The organism is Dongia sp., from assembly GCF_041909655.1.
Classification (GTDB): Bacteria; Pseudomonadota; Alphaproteobacteria; order Dongiales; family Dongiaceae; genus Dongia.
The window spans coordinates 145,187-162,215 of record NZ_JAYRDA010000005.1 but is presented as its reverse complement, the minus strand read 5'-3'; the positions used below and the strand labels follow the sequence as shown (position 1 = coordinate 162,215).

Annotated in this window: 19 protein-coding genes; 7 read left to right on the top strand and 12 right to left on the bottom strand. The window is 62.4% G+C overall.

Annotated features, from left to right (window positions below; genetic code table 11):
• Position 1 precedes the first annotated feature (1 nt).
• Together ACE3PR_RS11905 and ACE3PR_RS11900 are read right to left on the bottom strand one after the other, a co-directional pair.
• Complete coding sequence (locus ACE3PR_RS11905; RefSeq protein WP_374372031.1) at positions 2-1,009, bottom strand: serine hydrolase domain-containing protein; 1,008 nt, start codon at positions 1,007-1,009, stop codon at positions 2-4.
• 9 nt (positions 1,010-1,018) lie between these two features.
• The gene (locus tag ACE3PR_RS11900) at positions 1,019-1,852 is read right to left on the bottom strand and encodes a GyrI-like domain-containing protein (protein ID WP_374372028.1); all 834 of its coding nucleotides are present in this window, start codon (positions 1,850-1,852) and stop codon (positions 1,019-1,021) included.
• Positions 1,853-2,001: 149 nt separating this feature from the next.
• On the opposite strand from ACE3PR_RS11900, the gene ACE3PR_RS11895 reads away from it, so the two are divergent.
• On the top strand, positions 2,002-2,478 hold the full coding sequence (locus ACE3PR_RS11895; RefSeq protein WP_374372026.1) for a DUF1203 domain-containing protein: 477 nt from the start codon (positions 2,002-2,004) through the stop codon (positions 2,476-2,478).
• 4 nt (positions 2,479-2,482) lie between these two features.
• On the opposite strand, the gene ACE3PR_RS11890 is transcribed toward ACE3PR_RS11895, so the two are convergent.
• Together ACE3PR_RS11890 and ACE3PR_RS11885 are read right to left on the bottom strand one after the other, a co-directional pair.
• On the bottom strand, positions 2,483-3,373 hold the full coding sequence (locus ACE3PR_RS11890) for a C13 family peptidase (RefSeq protein ID WP_374372023.1): 891 nt from the start codon (positions 3,371-3,373) through the stop codon (positions 2,483-2,485).
• 7 nt (positions 3,374-3,380) lie between these two features.
• Positions 3,381-4,883: a PLP-dependent aminotransferase family protein gene (locus ACE3PR_RS11885; protein WP_374372020.1), complete on the bottom strand. Its 1,503-nt coding sequence runs from the start codon at positions 4,881-4,883 to the stop codon at positions 3,381-3,383.
• A 109-nt stretch (positions 4,884-4,992) separates the two neighbouring features.
• On the opposite strand from ACE3PR_RS11885, the gene ACE3PR_RS11880 reads away from it, so the two are divergent.
• Positions 4,993-5,706: a pyridoxamine 5'-phosphate oxidase family protein gene (locus tag ACE3PR_RS11880; protein ID WP_374372018.1), complete on the top strand. Its 714-nt coding sequence runs from the start codon at positions 4,993-4,995 to the stop codon at positions 5,704-5,706.
• Here the strand turns inward: ACE3PR_RS11880 and ACE3PR_RS11875 are convergent, their stop codons facing one another.
• From ACE3PR_RS11875 to xseA, 4 genes are read right to left on the bottom strand one after another with little or no spacing between them, the layout of a single operon-like run.
• Positions 5,707-6,903 (bottom strand): hypothetical protein, encoded by a 1,197-nt coding sequence (locus tag ACE3PR_RS11875; RefSeq protein ID WP_374372015.1) that lies wholly within the window; start codon positions 6,901-6,903, stop codon positions 5,707-5,709.
• 55 nt (positions 6,904-6,958) lie between these two features.
• A complete protein-coding gene (locus ACE3PR_RS11870) occupies positions 6,959-7,783 on the bottom strand; it encodes a M23 family metallopeptidase (RefSeq protein WP_374372013.1) in 825 nt (274 codons plus the stop codon).
• A complete protein-coding gene (locus ACE3PR_RS11865) occupies positions 7,780-8,130 on the bottom strand; it encodes a hypothetical protein (RefSeq protein WP_374372011.1) in 351 nt (116 codons plus the stop codon). Before ACE3PR_RS11865 ends, ACE3PR_RS11870 begins: the two co-directional genes overlap by 4 nt.
• A gap of 1 nt (position 8,131) precedes the next feature.
• Positions 8,132-9,640 (bottom strand): exodeoxyribonuclease VII large subunit, encoded by a 1,509-nt coding sequence (xseA, locus tag ACE3PR_RS11860; protein ID WP_374372009.1) that lies wholly within the window; start codon positions 9,638-9,640, stop codon positions 8,132-8,134.
• Between the two features lie 58 nt (positions 9,641-9,698).
• Between xseA and purD the strand changes: the two genes are divergently transcribed.
• Both purD and ACE3PR_RS11850 read left to right on the top strand, forming a co-directional pair.
• Complete coding sequence (purD, locus tag ACE3PR_RS11855) at positions 9,699-10,979, top strand: phosphoribosylamine--glycine ligase (RefSeq protein ID WP_374372006.1); 1,281 nt, start codon at positions 9,699-9,701, stop codon at positions 10,977-10,979.
• A gap of 18 nt (positions 10,980-10,997) precedes the next feature.
• Positions 10,998-11,606: a glutathione S-transferase N-terminal domain-containing protein gene (locus ACE3PR_RS11850; RefSeq protein WP_374372004.1), complete on the top strand. Its 609-nt coding sequence runs from the start codon at positions 10,998-11,000 to the stop codon at positions 11,604-11,606.
• Between the two features lie 7 nt (positions 11,607-11,613).
• Here the strand turns inward: ACE3PR_RS11850 and ACE3PR_RS11845 are convergent, their stop codons facing one another.
• The 4 genes from ACE3PR_RS11845 to ACE3PR_RS11830 all read right to left on the bottom strand — a co-directional run bounded on the left by ACE3PR_RS11845 (position 11,614) and on the right by ACE3PR_RS11830 (position 15,191).
• Entirely contained in the window at positions 11,614-12,534 is a 921-nt protein-coding gene (locus tag ACE3PR_RS11845) for a DMT family transporter (protein ID WP_374372002.1), read from the bottom strand.
• A gap of 52 nt (positions 12,535-12,586) precedes the next feature.
• Positions 12,587-13,075: a hypothetical protein gene (locus ACE3PR_RS11840; protein ID WP_374372000.1), complete on the bottom strand. Its 489-nt coding sequence runs from the start codon at positions 13,073-13,075 to the stop codon at positions 12,587-12,589.
• 133 nt (positions 13,076-13,208) lie between these two features.
• A complete protein-coding gene (phbB, locus tag ACE3PR_RS11835; protein WP_374371997.1) occupies positions 13,209-13,931 on the bottom strand; it encodes an acetoacetyl-CoA reductase in 723 nt (240 codons plus the stop codon).
• Positions 13,932-14,003: 72 nt separating this feature from the next.
• Positions 14,004-15,191: an acetyl-CoA C-acetyltransferase gene (locus ACE3PR_RS11830; protein WP_374371995.1), complete on the bottom strand. Its 1,188-nt coding sequence runs from the start codon at positions 15,189-15,191 to the stop codon at positions 14,004-14,006.
• A gap of 178 nt (positions 15,192-15,369) precedes the next feature.
• On the opposite strand from ACE3PR_RS11830, the gene ACE3PR_RS11825 reads away from it, so the two are divergent.
• The 3 genes from ACE3PR_RS11825 to ACE3PR_RS11815 are packed head-to-tail and all read left to right on the top strand — an operon-like array spanning position 15,370 to position 17,019.
• Positions 15,370-15,747, top strand: a complete 378-nt coding sequence (locus tag ACE3PR_RS11825) for an ArsR/SmtB family transcription factor (protein ID WP_374371992.1) — start codon at positions 15,370-15,372, stop codon at positions 15,745-15,747.
• The gene (locus ACE3PR_RS11820; RefSeq protein ID WP_374371990.1) at positions 15,710-16,213 is read left to right on the top strand and encodes an SRPBCC domain-containing protein; all 504 of its coding nucleotides are present in this window, start codon (positions 15,710-15,712) and stop codon (positions 16,211-16,213) included. The genes ACE3PR_RS11825 and ACE3PR_RS11820 overlap by 38 nt, the downstream gene beginning before the upstream one ends.
• Before the next feature lie 14 nt (positions 16,214-16,227).
• The gene (locus ACE3PR_RS11815; protein WP_374371988.1) at positions 16,228-17,019 is read left to right on the top strand and encodes a DUF899 domain-containing protein; all 792 of its coding nucleotides are present in this window, start codon (positions 16,228-16,230) and stop codon (positions 17,017-17,019) included.
• Positions 17,020-17,029 lie beyond the last annotated feature (10 nt).

The window sequence follows — 17,029 nt, the reverse complement described above, 5'->3', positions numbered from 1 at the left end:
ACTATCTTCTTACAGCCAATCCCGGGAGCACATGTTCCAACATGATCGCTGCGGGGGTTTTCCACTGGTCGGGCTGGTTGTAGCCGCCGCAGAGGATGGCGATTGAGAGCCCGCGCTCGGGTATCAGGATCAGACGCTGGCCGCCATTGCCCATGGCAAAGCGGCGCGGCCCGTGCCCGTCGGTGGCGGCGCGCAGATACCATTGATAGCCATACTCGACATCGTCGAAACAGGAGATGCGCGGCGTGAAGGCCTCATTGAGCCAGGCTGCCGGAACGACCTTCCGGCTCAGCCATGTGCCGCCTCGCAAGACCATCTCCCCGATCGTCGCGAGATCGCGGGGGCGCAAGCGCAGGCCCGACGCGGCGGAATAGGTGCCGTCGCTGCCGGCGAACCACTCCGCCGCCTCGATACCGAGCGGCGCCAGGAGATGCATGCGCGCAAAATCGAGCAGTGAAGCGCCACTTCCTCTTTCGATGAGGTGTCCAAGCAGAGCAGTGGCGCCGCCGCTATAGATCCATTTGCTGCCGGGCGCCGCGATCGCGGGCTGTTCCAGGATGAAGCGATAGCGATCCGGCGCCCGTTCCATCGCGATCTCGCTGTTGGCGGGATCGCTGTAGGGCAAATCCTCGTTCCAGGCTTGGCCCAAGGTCATGGTGAGGGCATGAGAGATCTTTTGGGTCGCGAGATGTGGGGCTCTTGCGAGGTCCGCATAATCCGGGAACTGCGCCATGAGGTATGCATCCGGTGGCGGCACCTCGCCCCGATCGAGGGCGATGCCGTAGAGCAGTCCCACGAGCGATTTGCTGACCGAGCGAAGATCATGCAGCGTCTCGGCTGAAAAACGCACCTCGCCGAGCGGCCGGCCCCAGCCCTCATCGGCGCCTGTCAGGTACCGCTCAAGCACCAGCCCGTTGTCGTCGCGGATGACGAGGCCGTGCAGGCCCGGCAGTGCGCCGGCATCGATCGCCGCGTCCAGTTTCTCGGTAAAGCCCTCAATTAACGGCATCGCTCGGCCTCAGTTTCGAATCGGCAGCCAGATTTCAAACCCACCCAGCCCTGTTTCCGGATCGAAGCGGGCATGGTAGCGCTCCTGTACCGGCGTGTCGGCAGCTTTGAAGCCCGAATCGGGCAGCCACTTGTTCCACACCGTATGCACGACGCTCCGGATGTCGGAAATGTGGCCGGCATGGCTGAACACGGCGTAACGCTGCGCTGGAACGCGCAGGCGGAAAAACTCTGGGGGCAGGTCATTGAATTCCGTTACCTCGACCCCGGCGAGGTAATCAAAATTGCCGGTATCGTCATAGGTATGACAGATGCCATAGCCGGCTCCCGCCACCATATGCGGGATGCTGTCCCAGTATGCATTGAAGCGCTGCCACAAGGCGGGAATGCCGGCGACGTTATTGGTGCTGAACTTCTCATTGAGGCCGGCAAAGAGTCGTGGCGGCTTCTCATCGAAGCGCGGCTGGGCGAGGGAGATCGTCTTTAAGGCATCCATTCTGATGGGCTCCAGGCAAGTGAGTGCATCAAGGGAGCGGCGACCGCGCACGTCTTCCGGCGTTGTTCCGAAGAAGTCGCGAAACGCACGCGTGAAGGCCTCATGCGAGCCATATCCAGCTTCGAGTGCCACCTCCAGTATATCGGGTGCACCTTGCGCCAGGCGTCGTGCGGCCTCCGTCAGGCGGCGGCCACGCAGGTAGCCGATGACGGAATGGTTCGTCGCCGCAGTGAAGGCGCGCGACAAATGGGAGCGCGATACCCCGCCATTCCGCGCGATATCATCGAGATCGATGCTTTCGGCAAAATGGCTTTCGATATACCAGAGGGCTTTTTCCACGGGCTTCATTTGACTTCTCGCATTGACCGGAAGTTCTTATGCCAAAGCCGGCGCCTGGCGATTTGATCGATCTTGCTCTTTTCTGCGCAAGCCTCGGATAGCCTCCCAATACCTCCTTGGCCCATGTTCAATTACGCCCATGAACCTGGAGTTTTCCGGTGGCTGCAAGCATCAAATTCGTTTCCATGTCGACCGCGCTCGCCCGTGGTTATCAAACCGGCAGCGTCGACGCCAATGGGCAGAAGCCGGAACGGCATGTCTCGGATGGGGACGGCGTCCCCTGCCGCCACTGCCAGGAGGACGTGGCTGCGGGCGAGCCCTATCTTGTCCTGAATTACCGGCCGTTTCCGGCACCGCAGCCCTATGCCGAGACCGGACCGATTTTCCTTCACGCCGATCCTTGTCCGCGCTTTCCGGAGGTTGCAGAATTGCCGCCGGTCTTCGCCGTGCGGAAGCTGTTTCTGTTGAAGGGCTATAACGCGCAGGATCGCATCGTCTATGGGACCGGCCAATTGGTGCCGCCGGCCGAGATCAATGCGAGCGCCGCCGCCATTCTCGCGCGGTCGGACGTTGCCTATGTGCACGCGCGCTCGGCCTACAACAATTGTTTCCAATGCCGGATCGAGCGCGTGTAAGGCTTCACGGCATCGGCAACTCGGTGACGCCAGATCCGAAAAAGGCCTGTGGCTCGGAGGGCGTTGCGCCCATCGCCGTCTCGCGCTCGGCGACACAGGCGCTGGTCTTTTCGTGCAGCTCTCGCCACGTATAGGACCAAAGCCAGGAATCGAGCAGGCATTTGTCATAGTAGGTATAGATTTCGTCGGCGCCACAGCCGAAGGACGGGCGGTCGCGCCGCGCCGCCGTCAGAATGATGCGGTTGGGCTGCTCCATCCCTTCTTCAAGAAAGATCCCGCTGTAGCAGGCCGAGACGATCGCCACGGTCGGCTTGGAGCCGCAATGGCGGTCAAGCAGCCAATCCAACGTGCGCGGTGGCAGCAGCGCCCCGGCGCCATCATGCTGCGACAAGTAGAAACCGCCCTCGGTGCCGTGCGAGGTGAGGAAGACCAGGCAATTCTCGGCCGCATTGTTATTGATGTATCCCAGCGCCTCATCGACTGTTCCCAAGGTGGCGATCTCACCGGGCGAGGGCGCGATGCTGGGGTCCGATGTGAGGCGCGCCAGTTTCATGCGCGGCTTGCCCTGAACGATGTTGTAGAATCGCCGTGTTGCATTGTCGAAGGCCGTGATCGAATGGTCGCCGGCGACGAACAGCGCCCCCCAACGGGATGGGGCATTGGCCTGCGTGCCGGTCGATGCCTCGGTGGTGATGGGCGCGGGTACTGCCGCGATGGGTTCCGCTGCCGCGGGTGCCGCTGCCGGCTGGGGCGTCACAGCACTTGCCGCCGGTGCCGTATCGCCTGAACTGGTGCTGCCACAGCCGCCGATGGCCAGGAGCAGCGGGATAACAAGAAGGCGCGCCGTCAACATCATCTGCCTCGTCTCGAATTTCATCATCATCCATCGTCGCATATCGGCCTCATAAACCCAATGTTCGGGCGATCGCCTTGATTCCTGAGGCAATCTTGTCATCGGGTACCGCGGCATAGCCGAACATCAGGCCCTGCCGTTTGGACGGTCCGACATCATAGGCGGAAAGAGGGGGAACCGTCAGCCCGGCTTCAGCAAGTTGCGCCGAGATCGCGGTGTCGCTGCGCGCCCGCAGTATCCCAGCCCCATAATCGGCGACCAGATGCAGGCCAGCGACATCCGGCCGCAGGGCGATCCGATCGCCGAAATGATCTCGGGCAGCGTCGAGCAGCAATCGTTGTCGATGCGCGTAACGCTTTCGCATGCGCCGGACATGTGCGGCGAGGTGCCCGTCTTCGAAGAAGGCGGCGAGCGCCGGCTGCGTCGCCATGGCCGGCTGATCGTCGACAATCGCACGGGCACGCCGAAATGCGTCGGAGAGGGCCGGAGGCACGACGAGATAGCCGACCCGGAGCGAAGGGAACAGCAATTTGGAGAGCGTGCCCACGTAAATGACCCGGCCGTCACGATCGAGGCTGCGCAAGGCGGCAAGCGGTCGCCCGGCATAGCGGAACTCGCTGTCGTAATCGTCCTCGAGGATCCAGGCTTTTGCATCGCGCGCCCAGGCCAGCAAAGCCAGCCGCCGCTGCAGCGACATGACGACACCCAGCGGATATTGATGCGAGGGCGCCACGCAGGCTAGCCGCGCCTTCGGCGCCTGGCGCAAGCCATCGGCAATATCCAGGCCTTCCTCGTCGACCGTCACATGCACCAGCCGGCCGCCGCCGGCAGCGATCGCGGCACCCAAACCGGGAAATCCCGGCCGTTCGATCCAGGCTGCGTCGCCGGTCTCCAGCAGCAGCCGGCAGGTCAGGTCGACCGCCTGCCGTATGCCACTGACGATCAGGATATCTTCCGGCGCGCAGTCAATGCCGCGCGCCTGGCGCAGATATTGTGCGATGGCGGCTCGAAGTGGCGGATAGCCGCCGGGATCGCCGCCGATCACCAATTCCTGCTTCGGATTGCGCCAGGCGCGCCCCAGGAGCCGGCCCCAGAGAGCAAAAGGAAAGTCAGTGTGGTCGGAAAAACCCGGCGCGAAGCAGGGCCACCATTTACCGCCGGGTGTCTCGGGCCGTGCCCTGACAGCATCGAGAAGGATCGCGCTGCGCTGGGCGATCTCTGGGGCGGGGGAGGTGGTGGATAGCTCTCTCTTCAATCGGTCTCGGCTCCGCGGCGCGAGATCGGGAAGATTGTCGGCGACGAAGGTGCCCGATCCTTCGCGCGTCACCAGATAGCCTTCGCTCGCGAGTTGCTCGAAAGCGGCGAGGGCGGTATTGCGGGAAATGCCGAGTTCATCCGCCAGGGCGCGGCTGGCCGGCATGCGGTCGCCCGAGCGCAGGCGGCCAACCAGAATCGCCTGGCGCAATTCGGTATAAAGCTGCCGGAACAAAGGTTCCGGCTGGCTGGAATCCAGGCTGATCGCAATCAGGCTGCCTTTGCCATGCTGCCGCAATTTCTACTCCGAGTGGTACCTAAAGAAAATAGATACCGGATCTTATCATGGAACCACTTCGGATTTAAACCAAGGCTTTACACACATTTTCCAGCCTGGAGCCAGAACCATGAATGCCTATACGCCCACCGAACGCAGCCGCGTGAAACGCCTGCACGAGCGGGGCAAATATGATGAAGCGACGATCTTTCCGATCCTGGATTCCGCTTTTATCGCGCATATCGCCTATGTCATCGACGGCCAGCCTTTCGTAACGCCGACCGCCTTCTGGCGGGAAGGGCGCACGCTCTATTGGCACGGATCGGCCGCGAGCCGGATGCTGCGCTTCCAGGAAGGGGGCGTCCCCGCTTGTGTCGCGGTGACACATCTCGACGGGCTGGTGCTGGCGCGGTCCGGTTTCCACCACTCGATCAATTACCGCTCGGTGATGGCCTTCGGCACCGCGCATTTGGTGAGTGATCCCAGGGAAGAATCGCGCCAGCTCGATCTCTTTGTCGATCGGCTCTATCCCGGTCGCCGTGACGACATCCGCCCGAACGAAATCCAAGAGCTCAAGGGGACGACGGTCATTGCGATGGAGATCGAGGAGGCCTCGGCCAAGACCCGATCGGGCCCACCCAAGGATGACGAGCCCGATTACGCTCTCGATTGCTGGGCGGGCGTCATTCCGATCTCGCAGATTGTGGGAGAGCCGATTGCCGATCCGAAACTGAAGCCCGGCGTAGCCTTTCCGAAGCGGCTCGCCGGTTACGCCGCCAGTAACCGCCTGGATTCACTCCTGCTCGAAAATGCCGAAGCGCTGGTGAGCCCGGCGCTCGCCTGATCAGCCGACACCCCGGTATTCCGACAAGGGTACCGGGGCAGGGGTGCTCAGCAGCTTGTCGATGTGGAAGCCCTGGAACATGCCGAAACCGAGTTCCTGGCCGGTGACGAAGCCATCTTCGTCATCGACCCGGGCCATCGCCAATACGACGCCGGATTGCCGCAGGCGATCGAAATGACCGCGGCGGCGCAGCAATTCCGGCCCGATGCCGGGCTGCCAGAACACCTTGATCATGTTCGGGTTTAGCTGGGCCAGATCGATCACATTGATCAGTGGCGGCAGCAGCCCGTCGATGGCGACGGTGCCGCCGCGTCCCTGGATGAGATCACGCGCGGCCAGGAACTCGTTGAAATTCTGCATGATGTCGCCGATGCGGAACTCAAAGTTGAAGCGCCGCAGGGAATTCAGTGATTTGCGCTCGAAGGTTTCGAAATCGCTCGAGAACACGCTTTCGATATTGATGTTGAGTGAGGCGCGTTGCTCCGGTCGCTTGATTGCATCGATCGCCTTCAGGATGATGCGGTCCAAAGTCACCGTCATCTGGTTGAAGACGTTCTTGTTGTGGCGCATGTCGACGCCGACCAGGAGATGTTGGCGCAAAGCAGCCATGCTGGCGAAAAACTCGCTCATCACCGGGTGCAGTGGTTTTCCCTCTTCATAAAGGGCGATCTGCTGGCTGCGCAGGAACAGGTCGGCAAAGCGCGCATCGCCCCATTGCTTGTGCGCAGCCTCGATGCGGACGATATGCTCCAGCAGCAGCATATCCATCATGTTGGAAACCTGGTCGACATTGGCCGCCTGTTCGGCGAGGCGCCGCACGGTTTCCATCGCCCGCGGGCGTTCCCGCCGCAGGTCGATGATCTGGGTGATGCGGTTGACGTCGACCGCGCCGAAATAATCGGGCAATTGCCGGCCGATCATGCGCAGCAATTGCATCTTGGTGTCCGACAGGATGCCGGAGACCAGGACTTCCTGGTCCGAAACCGTCATGACCAGGCTGGCCAGGCTCAGGCGATAGAGTCGGCAGCCACGACCCGCGAACAATTCGTCCAGTCGGTCGGCGAAGGCCTTCAGAAACTCCATGCCTTCCTTGCTGCGGGTGAATTCCTCCAGATTGAGGATCAGCACATAGGGCACGGTACCGCGGTTGATCGGCGGATTGGCGATCCAGTCGGTAAGTTCGTCAATCTCGCTCATCTTTGCATCCATTGTTACGTTGTTGCCGGCAAGTATGGTGGCCGCCCTGGAATCGTCAAGGTGCTGCCGCCTGCATCGGGGGGACCAGCAAAGCCGGATCCAGCCGCGTTTCGTTCCAGTTGAGACCCCAGTGAAGATGCGGCCCGGTCGCGCGGCCGGTCGCCCCCACGGCACCGATCCGCTGGGCCTGCTTCACCGCCTCACCGATCACCACGTCTATTGCCGAGAGGTGCAGGTAACTGGTGTAGATGCCGTGGCCATGGTCCAGGATGATGGTACCGCCCGTGAGATAGAGATTGCTCTCGGCAAGGCGCACGACGCCATCGGCCGGTGCCACAACCGGACTACCCTCAGGTGCTGCGATGTCGGTGCCGAAATGGGGTGCCTTCGGCGTCCCATTGAGGATGCGCTGGCTGCCATAGACGCCGCTGATCGGACCAATCGTCGGCCAGATGAAATTCATCAGGAAATAGCGCCGGTCGCTGGGCTCGGCCCGCGCGGCCTTCACCCTCTCCTGATCCGCCTTGATCCGCGCCTCGGTCGCGGGGTCAGGCGTCACCATGTTCTGGTCGAGCTGTTCAATGCGCTGGATTTCGTAGGCACGGGGCGTCAACCTCAATATCTGCTGCTCGGCCCGGCCATCGGCTTGGATGACGGTAAGCTGCAGATGGGGCCCTTGGTCCCGTCCGAAGCCAAGGACGAAGACGCCGTCTGCGCCAACCATGACAGGAACCTCGCCAAGAAGCACCTTGGCACCGGGATCAGTCCGGCCGATCGCCATGCCGCCGGGAACGAGATCGCCTTCGATGTCGATCGCGGCGGCGGGCCGGATTAAAATTAGCGCCAGTATCGCGCATGCCAGGCTCACCATTCTGCTCATTGTTGCGCTCCTGCCAGTGCGGGGTGCGGAAACATCGCCAACAGGAAATGGAAGGCCACAACCGATAGCGTAACAATCAGGAGAAAGGCGCCAAAACTAAACACATCCTGTGCAAAAGGGTTAAGGCGCCATCGCTCGACAGCCCCGTCGATAAAACGCCGGGCGACCCAGAAATACACGCAGACGCCGGCGAAAACCGCGGTAAATACGCCACTCTCGTGGAGCATCATAAGAATGCCCGGAATGCCCAAAACAAAGAGCTTGTATACGATATTCACGAGCGTTAGGCCGAGCCAAACAAAGACGAGGTAGTATAAAAGCCTGCGTATCCTGATGTTCGCTAGCATGTCACAGCAACGATCCCTGCGGTCCCGGTCCGGCGGTTGGCGATTTGCGCAATTTCGGTTTTGCAGCACTGTCGCCATCGGCAGTCGCATCGACGATGCCATCGCGGAACTGGATCTTGAGGGCCTGTCCTGCTGCGACGGCAGCCGCTGCCAGGACCGGCGCGCCCTGGTCGTCGCGCACCAAAGCAAAGCCCCGCTCCAGCACCTTCTCGTAGGAATAGCTCTCGAGCAATTGTCCGAGATGGTCGAGCGCCAGGCGCTTGCGGGCGGCGAGATCGTGGAGCAAGCGGGGGCTGAGTCCAGCGCTGCTCCGTTCCAGATTGCGGTGCTGCCGTTCCAGCGCGAGGCCGAAGGCGGCACCCAGGCGATTGGCACTGATGTCGACGGCATTGCGCGCTTCCGACAATTGCTGGTGCGGCGACTTCAACTCCGCCTTCAATTGCGCCAAGCGATCATTGCGGCGCTGGAAGAAGGGCAGGCGTGCATTCACCCAGCGCTCCAGCCACTGATCGAGTTGCTGCGATTTTTCCAGAATGAGGCGCATCGGTTCTGGGAGGCCGCGCGCGAGGCCCTCGATGGCGAGCTTGGCCTCGGTCAACCGCCGGCTGGTACCTGCGGCAAGGCGGTGACCAATTTCCGACAGCATCGAAATGAGTTCCGACCGGACCGGCACCGCCATCTCGGCGGCGGCGGTCGGTGTCGGCGCACGGCGGTCCGAGGCGAAATCGATGAGCGTCGTATCGGTCTCGTGGCCGACGGCGGAAATGAGCGGGATGTCGCTCTCCGCCGCGGCGCGGACAACCGCTTCCTCGTTGAAGGCCATCAGATCTTCGATACTGCCGCCACCGCGTGCGACGATGAGGAGGTCGGGGCGCGGTACCGGGCCACCGGGCTCCAGTGCATTGAAGCCGCGGATCGCGGCGGCGATCTGGGCGGCGGCACCTTCGCCTTGGACGAGAACGGGCCAGACGAGGACGTGGCGCGGAAAGCGGTCTTCGAGCCGGTGGAGGATGTCGCGGATGACGGCGCCAGTGGGTGAGGTGACGATGCCGATGACATTGGGCAGGGTCGGGATCTTGCGCTTGCGTGCCGGGTCGAACAGGCCTTCCGCCGCCAGCTTCTTCTTGCGCTCCTCAATCATCTTGAGGAGGGCGCCGATTCCCGCTAGTTCGATACGCTCGATCACCAATTGGTATTCCGACCGGTCGCCATAGGTTGTGATGCGCCCGGTGGCGATCACTTCCATGCCGTCTTCGGGGTTGATCCCCAGGCGCGCGGCATTTCCCTTCCAGCAGACCGATTTCAGGGCCGCGTTCTCGTCCTTCAGCATCATGTAGAGATGGCCGGAGGCGGCACGCTTGAAACCGGAAATCTCGCCTTTCACGCGGACGCGGTCGAAGCGGCCTTCCAGCGTGCGCTTGATGGCCTGGGAAAGCTCGCTGACGGTGAGTTCGCCGGCGTTATGGCCGGGCGCTGGCGAGGGTGATTGGGGCGAATCGGCATCTGTCATGGCGACCTATTCTATGGTATCGCAGGCGTCCTGAGGTACGGGAAATCGGATCGAAAACATGCGGATTTTGGTGGTCGGATCGGGTGGGCGAGAGCACGCTTTGTGCTGGAAAATCGCCGCTTCGCCGCTCTGTGACAAACTCTATTGTGCGCCTGGCAATGCCGGTATCGCGGCGGAAGCCGAATGCGTGCCGATCGGCGTCGACGACATTGCCGGCCTGGTGGCTTTTGCCCGGGAAAAAGCCATCGATTTTGCGGTGGTTGGGCCAGAGGCGCCCCTGGTTGCGGGGCTTGCCGATGCGTTCGAGGCCGCCGGGATCGCCACGTTTGGCCCTTCCGCCAAGGCGGCGGAGCTTGAGGGCTCCAAGGGCTTCATGAAGGATATCGCCGCGAAATACCAGGTGCCGACGGCGGCCTATCGGCGGTTCCGCGATCCGGCCGCCGCCAAGGCTTTTGCCGCGACCTTGGGTTTGCCGGTCGTGATCAAGGCGGACGGGCTGGCAGCTGGCAAGGGCGTCGTGATCGCGCAGACGCGCGAGGAGGCCGATAGTGCCATCGATGCCATGATGCTGGACCGGCAGTTCGGTGATGCCGGCGCCGAACTCGTGGTCGAGGAATTTCTGGTGGGCGAGGAGCTTTCCTTCTTCGCACTCTGTGACGGTACGCAAGCGATCCCGCTGGCTTCCGCCCAAGACCACAAGCAGGTGGGTGATGGCGATACCGGACCCAATACCGGCGGCATGGGGGCCTATTCGCCAGCCCCGGTGGCGACCCCCGAAATCGAGCGCCGCATCATGGACGAGATCGTCCTGCCGACCGTGGCCGGTATGGCGGCCGAGGGACGGCCGTTCAAGGGTGTGCTTTTTGCCGGCATTATGGTCACCAAGGACGGGCCGAAGCTGATCGAGTTCAATGTGCGCTTCGGTGATCCGGAATGCGAGGTGCTGATGCTGCGCCTCAAATCCGATCTCGTCCCGGCCCTGATGGCGGCGCGCGACGGTGCCTTGAAGAATTTCGATTTGCGCTGGTTCGAGGATGCGGCCTTGTGCGTGGTCATGGCGGCGAAGGGTTATCCGGGAAAGCCGGAATCCGGCACCGTCATCGGCAGGCTTGATGAAGCCGCCAAGCTGAAGGATGTGGCCGTCTTCCACGCAGGTACCAAGCTGAATGAGGCCGGCGCGGTCATTGCCGCGGGTGGCCGTGTTCTCGCGGTCGCTGCCACCGGGAAGGATGTGGCGATGGCCCAGGCGCAAGCCTACCGAGCTGTGGATGCAATCGACTGGCCGGGCGGATTTTGCCGGCGCGACATCGGCTGGCGCGCTATCGCCCGTCAAAGGTAGAAATCAGGGGAAACGATCATGTTCAAGCTGCGTTCATCCACCACTTCGCCCTTTGTGCGCAAGGTCATCGTGGCGGCGATCGAGACCGGCCAGGAAAAGGACATTGAACTCATTCCGACCGCGACCGCCGATCCAAACTCCGGTTTGAGCGTCCATAACCCGCTCGGCAAGGTGCCGGCTTTGGTGATGGAAGACGGTTCGACCCTTTATGACTCGCGTGTGATTTGCGAGTTCCTCGATTCGCGTCGCCAGGGGGCGAAGCTGTTTCCGGCGGCGGGGGCGGCGCGCTGGAATGCGCTCCGGCGCCAGGCCCTGGCCGATGGCATGATCGACGCCGCCGTCCTCCGCGTGATGGAGGGGCGCCGCAGTGATCCCACACAACGTTCGCCGGAATGGCTGGCGAAGCAGAAGCTGAAAATGGAACTGGGTCTCGATCAATTGGAAAAGGAAGCTGGCAGCTTCGGGGCCGGTTTCGATATCGGCCTGATGACCATTGCCATCACGCTCGATTACTTCGACTTCCGCTTTCAGCCGGAACCCTGGCGAAACGGACGACCCATGCTTGCCAAATGGCACGAGCAGGTGAGCACGCGGCCGAGCCTCAAGAACACCCAGCCGCACGACTGAGTAGTGCTTACTTCTTCATATAAAGATCGCGCGCGGCCAGAACGGCACCGCCGACGATGGCAAGGCAACCGAGCAGCACGGCCAAGGTGGCGCTCGCCTTACCGGTGGCGATGAGGAGCAGGGTGGAGATCAAGGGCGAGGCGTAGGAGAAGGCGCCCAATGCCTTGATGTCGCCGCGTTTGACACCGTAATCCCAGACGAAAAAGGCCGCACCCACGGGGCCGAGGCCGAGGGCGAGGATCGCCAGCCATTGCCAGGAATCTTCCGGCCACACCGTCGTCTCGACGGCAAGGTGGCTGAGAAAGCCGAGGAGCGCCGTGACACCGCAGAAGGCGCCCACGAGATCCGTAGGTGCCGAGCCGAAGCGGCGTGACAGCACGGAATAAATCGACCAGGTGAAGGCGCAGGCGACAGCCGCACCATAGCCGAGAATATTGCCGGCGGCTGCCGCGCCGCTTTCGCCATCGCGGGCGAGAATCAGCAGGCCGGCGCCGCACATGCCGATAACGGCGCCAGCGACATGCTGCCAGTAGAGCTTCTCGCCCGGCAGCAAGGCCGAAAACAGCACGATCAGCAGCGGCCATAGATAGGCGATCAGGCTGGCTTCGACCGCCGGCGCATTGTCGAGTGCCACGAAATAGAACAGGTGATAGAGAAAGAGCCCGCCGATCCCGAGTGCCCAGACCGGCCAGGGCTGCTTCAAAAAAGCGAACGCGCTGCGCCCCCTGGTTGCCGCATCATAGAGCCATTTCAGACCGGCAAAGCCGAAAGCGATGGCGAAGGTCATGGCCATCAATTGGAAGGGCGGCACCGCGCCGGTCGAGGCGGTGAAGAGGGCGAGGGTGGCCCAGAGCAATACCGCGATCGACCCCACGAAAGTGGCGCGGCGGCGGGTGGTGGTCGAGGCGGGGAGGGCGAGATCGGTCATGGCCCCGCCGATATCGCAGGCGGGCGCCGGACCCGTCAAGGTGGTGATTGGCTCAAAGCTTGGGGGCGAGATAGGCGATCAGCAGCCAGTTCCCCAGGCCGATCGAGGCCAGCATGAAGAACAGCAGCACATAGCGATGCACATTGCGCTCGCGCTCCGTCACCTGTTCGCGGACGCTGCGGGCAAGGTTCGAGAGATAGCTGGAGATGAAGGACAACTTCTCGCGCTCGGCATTCTGCCAGAACTGGTAGATGATCAGCGAGTAGATGGCGCCGGCCGACAGCACCAGGCTGATAATGACCACCAGCTTGAACAGGAAGGTGCCCTTATAGGCGTGATCGCCGATGACACCCAGCAGCACGAAGAGAATGAGCGTGCCGAGCAGGGTGCCCCATTGCTGGTGCTTGGCAAAGCGGGTGGCCTCGCTGGAGGCGCGATAGAGCTCCAGCATTTCCGCATGAGTAAGTTCATCGAGCTCGCTCGGCGTTACCGGCTCGCGCTCGGCGTTCTCGTTTTCGGTTTCTGTCTTGGCTTGCGCCATGGTCGTTTCTCCATCGATTGGTCAAGTTTAGACCGGCAATGGTTAACAACCTGTGGATAACTCCCCAACCAACGAATGTCGGCAGAATTATTGCGCCAATTCAAATAGTTGAATGCAGGAAAACGATCCTGCCTCAATACATGTGTTGGCCGCCATTGATGGACAGAGTCGAGCCGGTGACAAAACCACCTTCATCCGCCACCAGAAACAAGACACCGCGGGCGATTTCCGAGGCCTGGCCGAGGCGACCGACCGGGATCTTGGCCACAATCTTTTCCAGCACCTGCGGCGGCACCGCGCGGACCATGTCGGTGTCGATATAGCCGGGGGCGATCGCGTTCACTGTGATTCCCTTGGCGGCACCCTCCTGAGCCAGGGCCTTGGTGAATCCGTGGATGCCGGATTTCGCGGCGGCGTAATTCACCTGGCCGTATTGGCCGGCCTGGCCGTTGATCGAGCCGATATTGACGATGCGGCCGAAATTGCGCTCGCGCATGGAATCGATGACGCAGCGGCACATGTTGAAGCAGGAGGAGAGGTTGGTGTGAATGACCGCTTCCCATTGTTCCGGTGTCATGCGGTGCATGGTGCCGTCGCGGGTGATGCCGGCATTGTTGACGAGCACGTCGATCGGGCCGAGATCCGCGGTGATCTTGGCGACACCCGTCTCGCATTGCTTGAAATCGGAGACGTCGATCTTGTAGGCGGGAATCCCGGTCGCCTTGGTGAAGGCGGCTGCTTTCGCCTCGTCGCCGCCATAGACCGCCGCCACCTTGTAGCCGGCGTTCTTGAGCGCAAGGCAGATCGCTTCGCCGATACCGCGCGTCCCGCCGGTTACCACTGCAACTCGTCCCATGTATTCCTCCCAGTTTCGTTTTTTTGCTTCTAATTCTTCTCCCTCCCCCCAAAGGGTGAGGGCTACAGGTTGTTATCTCTCCACGCACATGGCAATGCCCATGCCGCCACCGATGCACAACGTGGCGAGGCCCATCTTGGCATCGCGCTTCTGCATTTCGTGGAGGAGGGTGACGAGCACGCGGGCACCCGAGGCGCCGATGGGATGGCCGAGCGCGATGGCACCGCCATTGACGTTTACGCGTGCCGGATCCCAGCCCATATCCTTGTTGACCGCGCAGGCCTGGGCGGCGAAAGCCTCGTTGGCCTCGATGAGATCAAGGTCCTCCGCTTTCCACCCGGCCTTCTTGAGGGCAGCGCGGCTGGCGGGGATGGGGCCGGAGCCCATGATCGCGGGATCGACCCCGACCGTGGCCCAGGAGACGATGCGCGCGAGCGGGCTCAAGCCACGCTTCGAGGCTTCCGCACCCGACATCAGGACGACACCGGCGGCGCCGTCATTGATGCCCGACGCATTCCCCGCCGTTACCGTACCGTTATCGCCGCGCACGAAAGCGGGGCGCAGTTTGGCCAGCGATTCCGCCGTGGTGCCGTGCTTGGGGTATTCGTCATCGGCCACCACCACGTCGCCCTTGCGGCCCTTGATGGTGATGGGGACGATTTCGTCCTTGAACTTGCCGGCCTTCATCGCGGCCTCGGCCTTTTGCTGCGAGGCGGCGGCGAACTGGTCCTGCTGGTCGCGGGTGATCTGCCATTTCTGCGCCACGTTCTCGGCCGTGTTGCCCATGTGATAGCCGTTGAAGGCGTCCCACAGGCCGTCCTTGATCATGGTGTCGACCAGATCGGTGTTGCCCATCTTGGTGCCGTTCCTGAGATGCACGCAATGCGGCGCCTGGCTCATGCTCTCCTGGCCGCCGGCCAGCACGATGGTGGAATCGCCGTTGCGGATCGCCTGGTAACCCAGCGCCACGGCGCGGAGGCCCGAACCGCACAGCTGGTTGATGCCATAGGCGGTCTTTTCATTCGGGATGCCGGCATTGATGGCCGCGATCCGCGCCGGATTCTGGCCGGCACCGGCCGCCAGGACCTGGCCCAGGATGACCTCATCCACCTCGCCGGCGGCAACCTTGCTGCGCTTCATCAGCTCCAGCAGAACATCGCGGCCGAGATCGTGCGCCGGCACCGAGGAAAGGGCGCCGCTGAAGGCGCCGATGGCGGTACGGGTGGCGGCGGTGATGACGACATCTTGCGGATCGGCCATGGGTTCATCCTCCAAAGGCGGTTTCTTATGCGTTGCTGCATTGCAAGAACCGTAGGGGAAAGCAGGCGGCCACTGCAAGCGACGAATGGGCGCAGGTTTGGTGACATCGCCCCTTGACGCCGGCCTTGATCCGCATTAAATAACCAAACAGTTAAATAACTGAATGGCTAAATAACGGATGACACCCGCCCGCGATCCTTTGAGCGACACCTTCCAGGCTTTGGCCGACCCCACTCGCCGGGCCATCCTGGCGCGCCTTGCCGAGGGCAAGGCATCGGTCACGGAACTGGCTGAGCCTTTCGACATGAGCGGCCCGGCCATCTCGAAGCATCTGAAGGTGCTGGAACGCGCCGGCCTCATCGAACGCGGGCGCGAGGCGCAATGGCGCCCGTGCAGCCTGGCACCCGCACCGCTCAAGGACGTGGCCGATTGGCTGGATCACTACCGCCGCTTCTGGGAGGCGAGCTTCGACCGCCTGGAAACCTATCTCGAGGATCTGCAGAAGAAGGAGAGCAAACATGTCCGCAAGCCAAAACCGCGCGGCCGGAAAGGCTGAGCCGATGCCGTCCCTCATGGATGCCAAGGACGACCGGATCCTTGTTATCACGCGCATCTTCGACGCACCGCGCGATCTGGTGTTCGAGGTCTTCACGGACCCGAAACACGCACTCCACTGGATGGGGCCGCGCCATTTCCCGATGACCCAGATGGAATCCGACCGCCGGCCCGGCGGCAAATGGCGCGCCTGCCTCACCTCGCCCGAGGATGGGCGCCAGTTGTGGCAGAGCGGCGTCAATCACGAGATCGTCCCGCCCGAGCGCCTCTCCTTCACCTTCGGCTGGGAGGATGACGGCGCGCTGGGGCCGGAAACCGTCGTCACAATCACCTTTGAGGATCTGGGCGGCAAGACCCTGATGACCTTCCGCCAGGAAGTCTTCGACACGGTGGACAATCGCGATGGTCATCGCGGTGGCTGGAGCAGCGCCTTCGACCGCCTCGACGATTATCTCGCCGCCATCTGAAAGGGAGACCGACCATGCAGCATCAAATTGCCAGCCGCGCCACCTGGCAGCGGGCGCGTATCGATTTGCTCGCCCGCGAGAAGGCCTTCACGAAAATGCAGGACGAACTCAACGCCGCGCGCCGCGCCTTGCCCTGGGTCCGGATCGAAAAGGAATATGTCTTCGACGGCCCGAACGGCAAGGTGACCCTCGCCGATCTCTTCCGCGGCCGCTCGCAGCTCTTCGTAAAGCATTTCATGATGGGGCCGGGCCAGCAGCATCAATGCGTCGGCTGTTCGTTCGAGGTCGATCACCTGACCGGCATCCTCGACCATATCGAGAACCACGACATCGCCTATGCCGTCGTGGCCCGCGCGCGGATCAACGAGATCGAGGCCTATCGCCGCCGCATGGGCTGGCGCGTCAATTGGGTCTCGTCTTATGCCAACGATTTCAATTTCGACTTCCACGTCTCCTTCACCGAGGAGGAAATGGCGGCGGGCAAGGCCTGGTTCAATTACCGGGAAATCTCACCGCCCTTGCAGGACCTCTCCGGCAACAGCGTCTTCTTCAAGGATGAAACGGGCCAGATATTCCACACCTATTCCTCCTATACCCGCGGCTCGGAAATGTTCCTCGGCGCCTATGCCTTTCTCGACGTGACGCCGAAAGGCCGCGCCGAAAATGGCCCCACGGGCACGCTCGCCGATTGGGTGCGCCCCCATGACATGTACGGCAAAGGCGGCATGGTCGAACCCACCGGCCGCTATCACGCGGCGGAGTGCGGATGTGGGGCGCATAAACCCAAGATAGTAGCCACGCAATAACCAATTAAGA

Coding starts and splice junctions, on each gene's coding strand:
- ACE3PR_RS11820 (WP_374371990.1), top strand. CDS start 15,710: ATGTCCGCAAGCCAAAACCGCGCGGCCGGAAAGGCTGAGCCGATGCCG.
- ACE3PR_RS11830 (WP_374371995.1), bottom strand. CDS start 15,191: ATGGCCGATCCGCAAGATGTCGTCATCACCGCCGCCACCCGTACCGCC.
- ACE3PR_RS11865 (WP_374372011.1), bottom strand. CDS start 8,130: ATGCTAGCGAACATCAGGATACGCAGGCTTTTATACTACCTCGTCTTT.
- ACE3PR_RS11905 (WP_374372031.1), bottom strand. CDS start 1,009: ATGCCGTTAATTGAGGGCTTTACCGAGAAACTGGACGCGGCGATCGAT.
- ACE3PR_RS11890 (WP_374372023.1), bottom strand. CDS start 3,373: ATGCGACGATGGATGATGATGAAATTCGAGACGAGGCAGATGATGTTG.
- ACE3PR_RS11845 (WP_374372002.1), bottom strand. CDS start 12,534: ATGACCGATCTCGCCCTCCCCGCCTCGACCACCACCCGCCGCCGCGCC.
- ACE3PR_RS11900 (WP_374372028.1), bottom strand. CDS start 1,852: ATGAAGCCCGTGGAAAAAGCCCTCTGGTATATCGAAAGCCATTTTGCC.
- ACE3PR_RS11870 (WP_374372013.1), bottom strand. CDS start 7,783: ATGAGCAGAATGGTGAGCCTGGCATGCGCGATACTGGCGCTAATTTTA.
- ACE3PR_RS11840 (WP_374372000.1), bottom strand. CDS start 13,075: ATGGCGCAAGCCAAGACAGAAACCGAAAACGAGAACGCCGAGCGCGAG.
- purD (WP_374372006.1), top strand. CDS start 9,699: ATGCGGATTTTGGTGGTCGGATCGGGTGGGCGAGAGCACGCTTTGTGC.
- ACE3PR_RS11875 (WP_374372015.1), bottom strand. CDS start 6,903: ATGAGCGAGATTGACGAACTTACCGACTGGATCGCCAATCCGCCGATC.
- ACE3PR_RS11825 (WP_374371992.1), top strand. CDS start 15,370: ATGACACCCGCCCGCGATCCTTTGAGCGACACCTTCCAGGCTTTGGCC.
- ACE3PR_RS11850 (WP_374372004.1), top strand. CDS start 10,998: ATGTTCAAGCTGCGTTCATCCACCACTTCGCCCTTTGTGCGCAAGGTC.
- ACE3PR_RS11880 (WP_374372018.1), top strand. CDS start 4,993: ATGAATGCCTATACGCCCACCGAACGCAGCCGCGTGAAACGCCTGCAC.
- phbB (WP_374371997.1), bottom strand. CDS start 13,931: ATGGGACGAGTTGCAGTGGTAACCGGCGGGACGCGCGGTATCGGCGAA.
- ACE3PR_RS11815 (WP_374371988.1), top strand. CDS start 16,228: ATGCAGCATCAAATTGCCAGCCGCGCCACCTGGCAGCGGGCGCGTATC.
- xseA (WP_374372009.1), bottom strand. CDS start 9,640: ATGACAGATGCCGATTCGCCCCAATCACCCTCGCCAGCGCCCGGCCAT.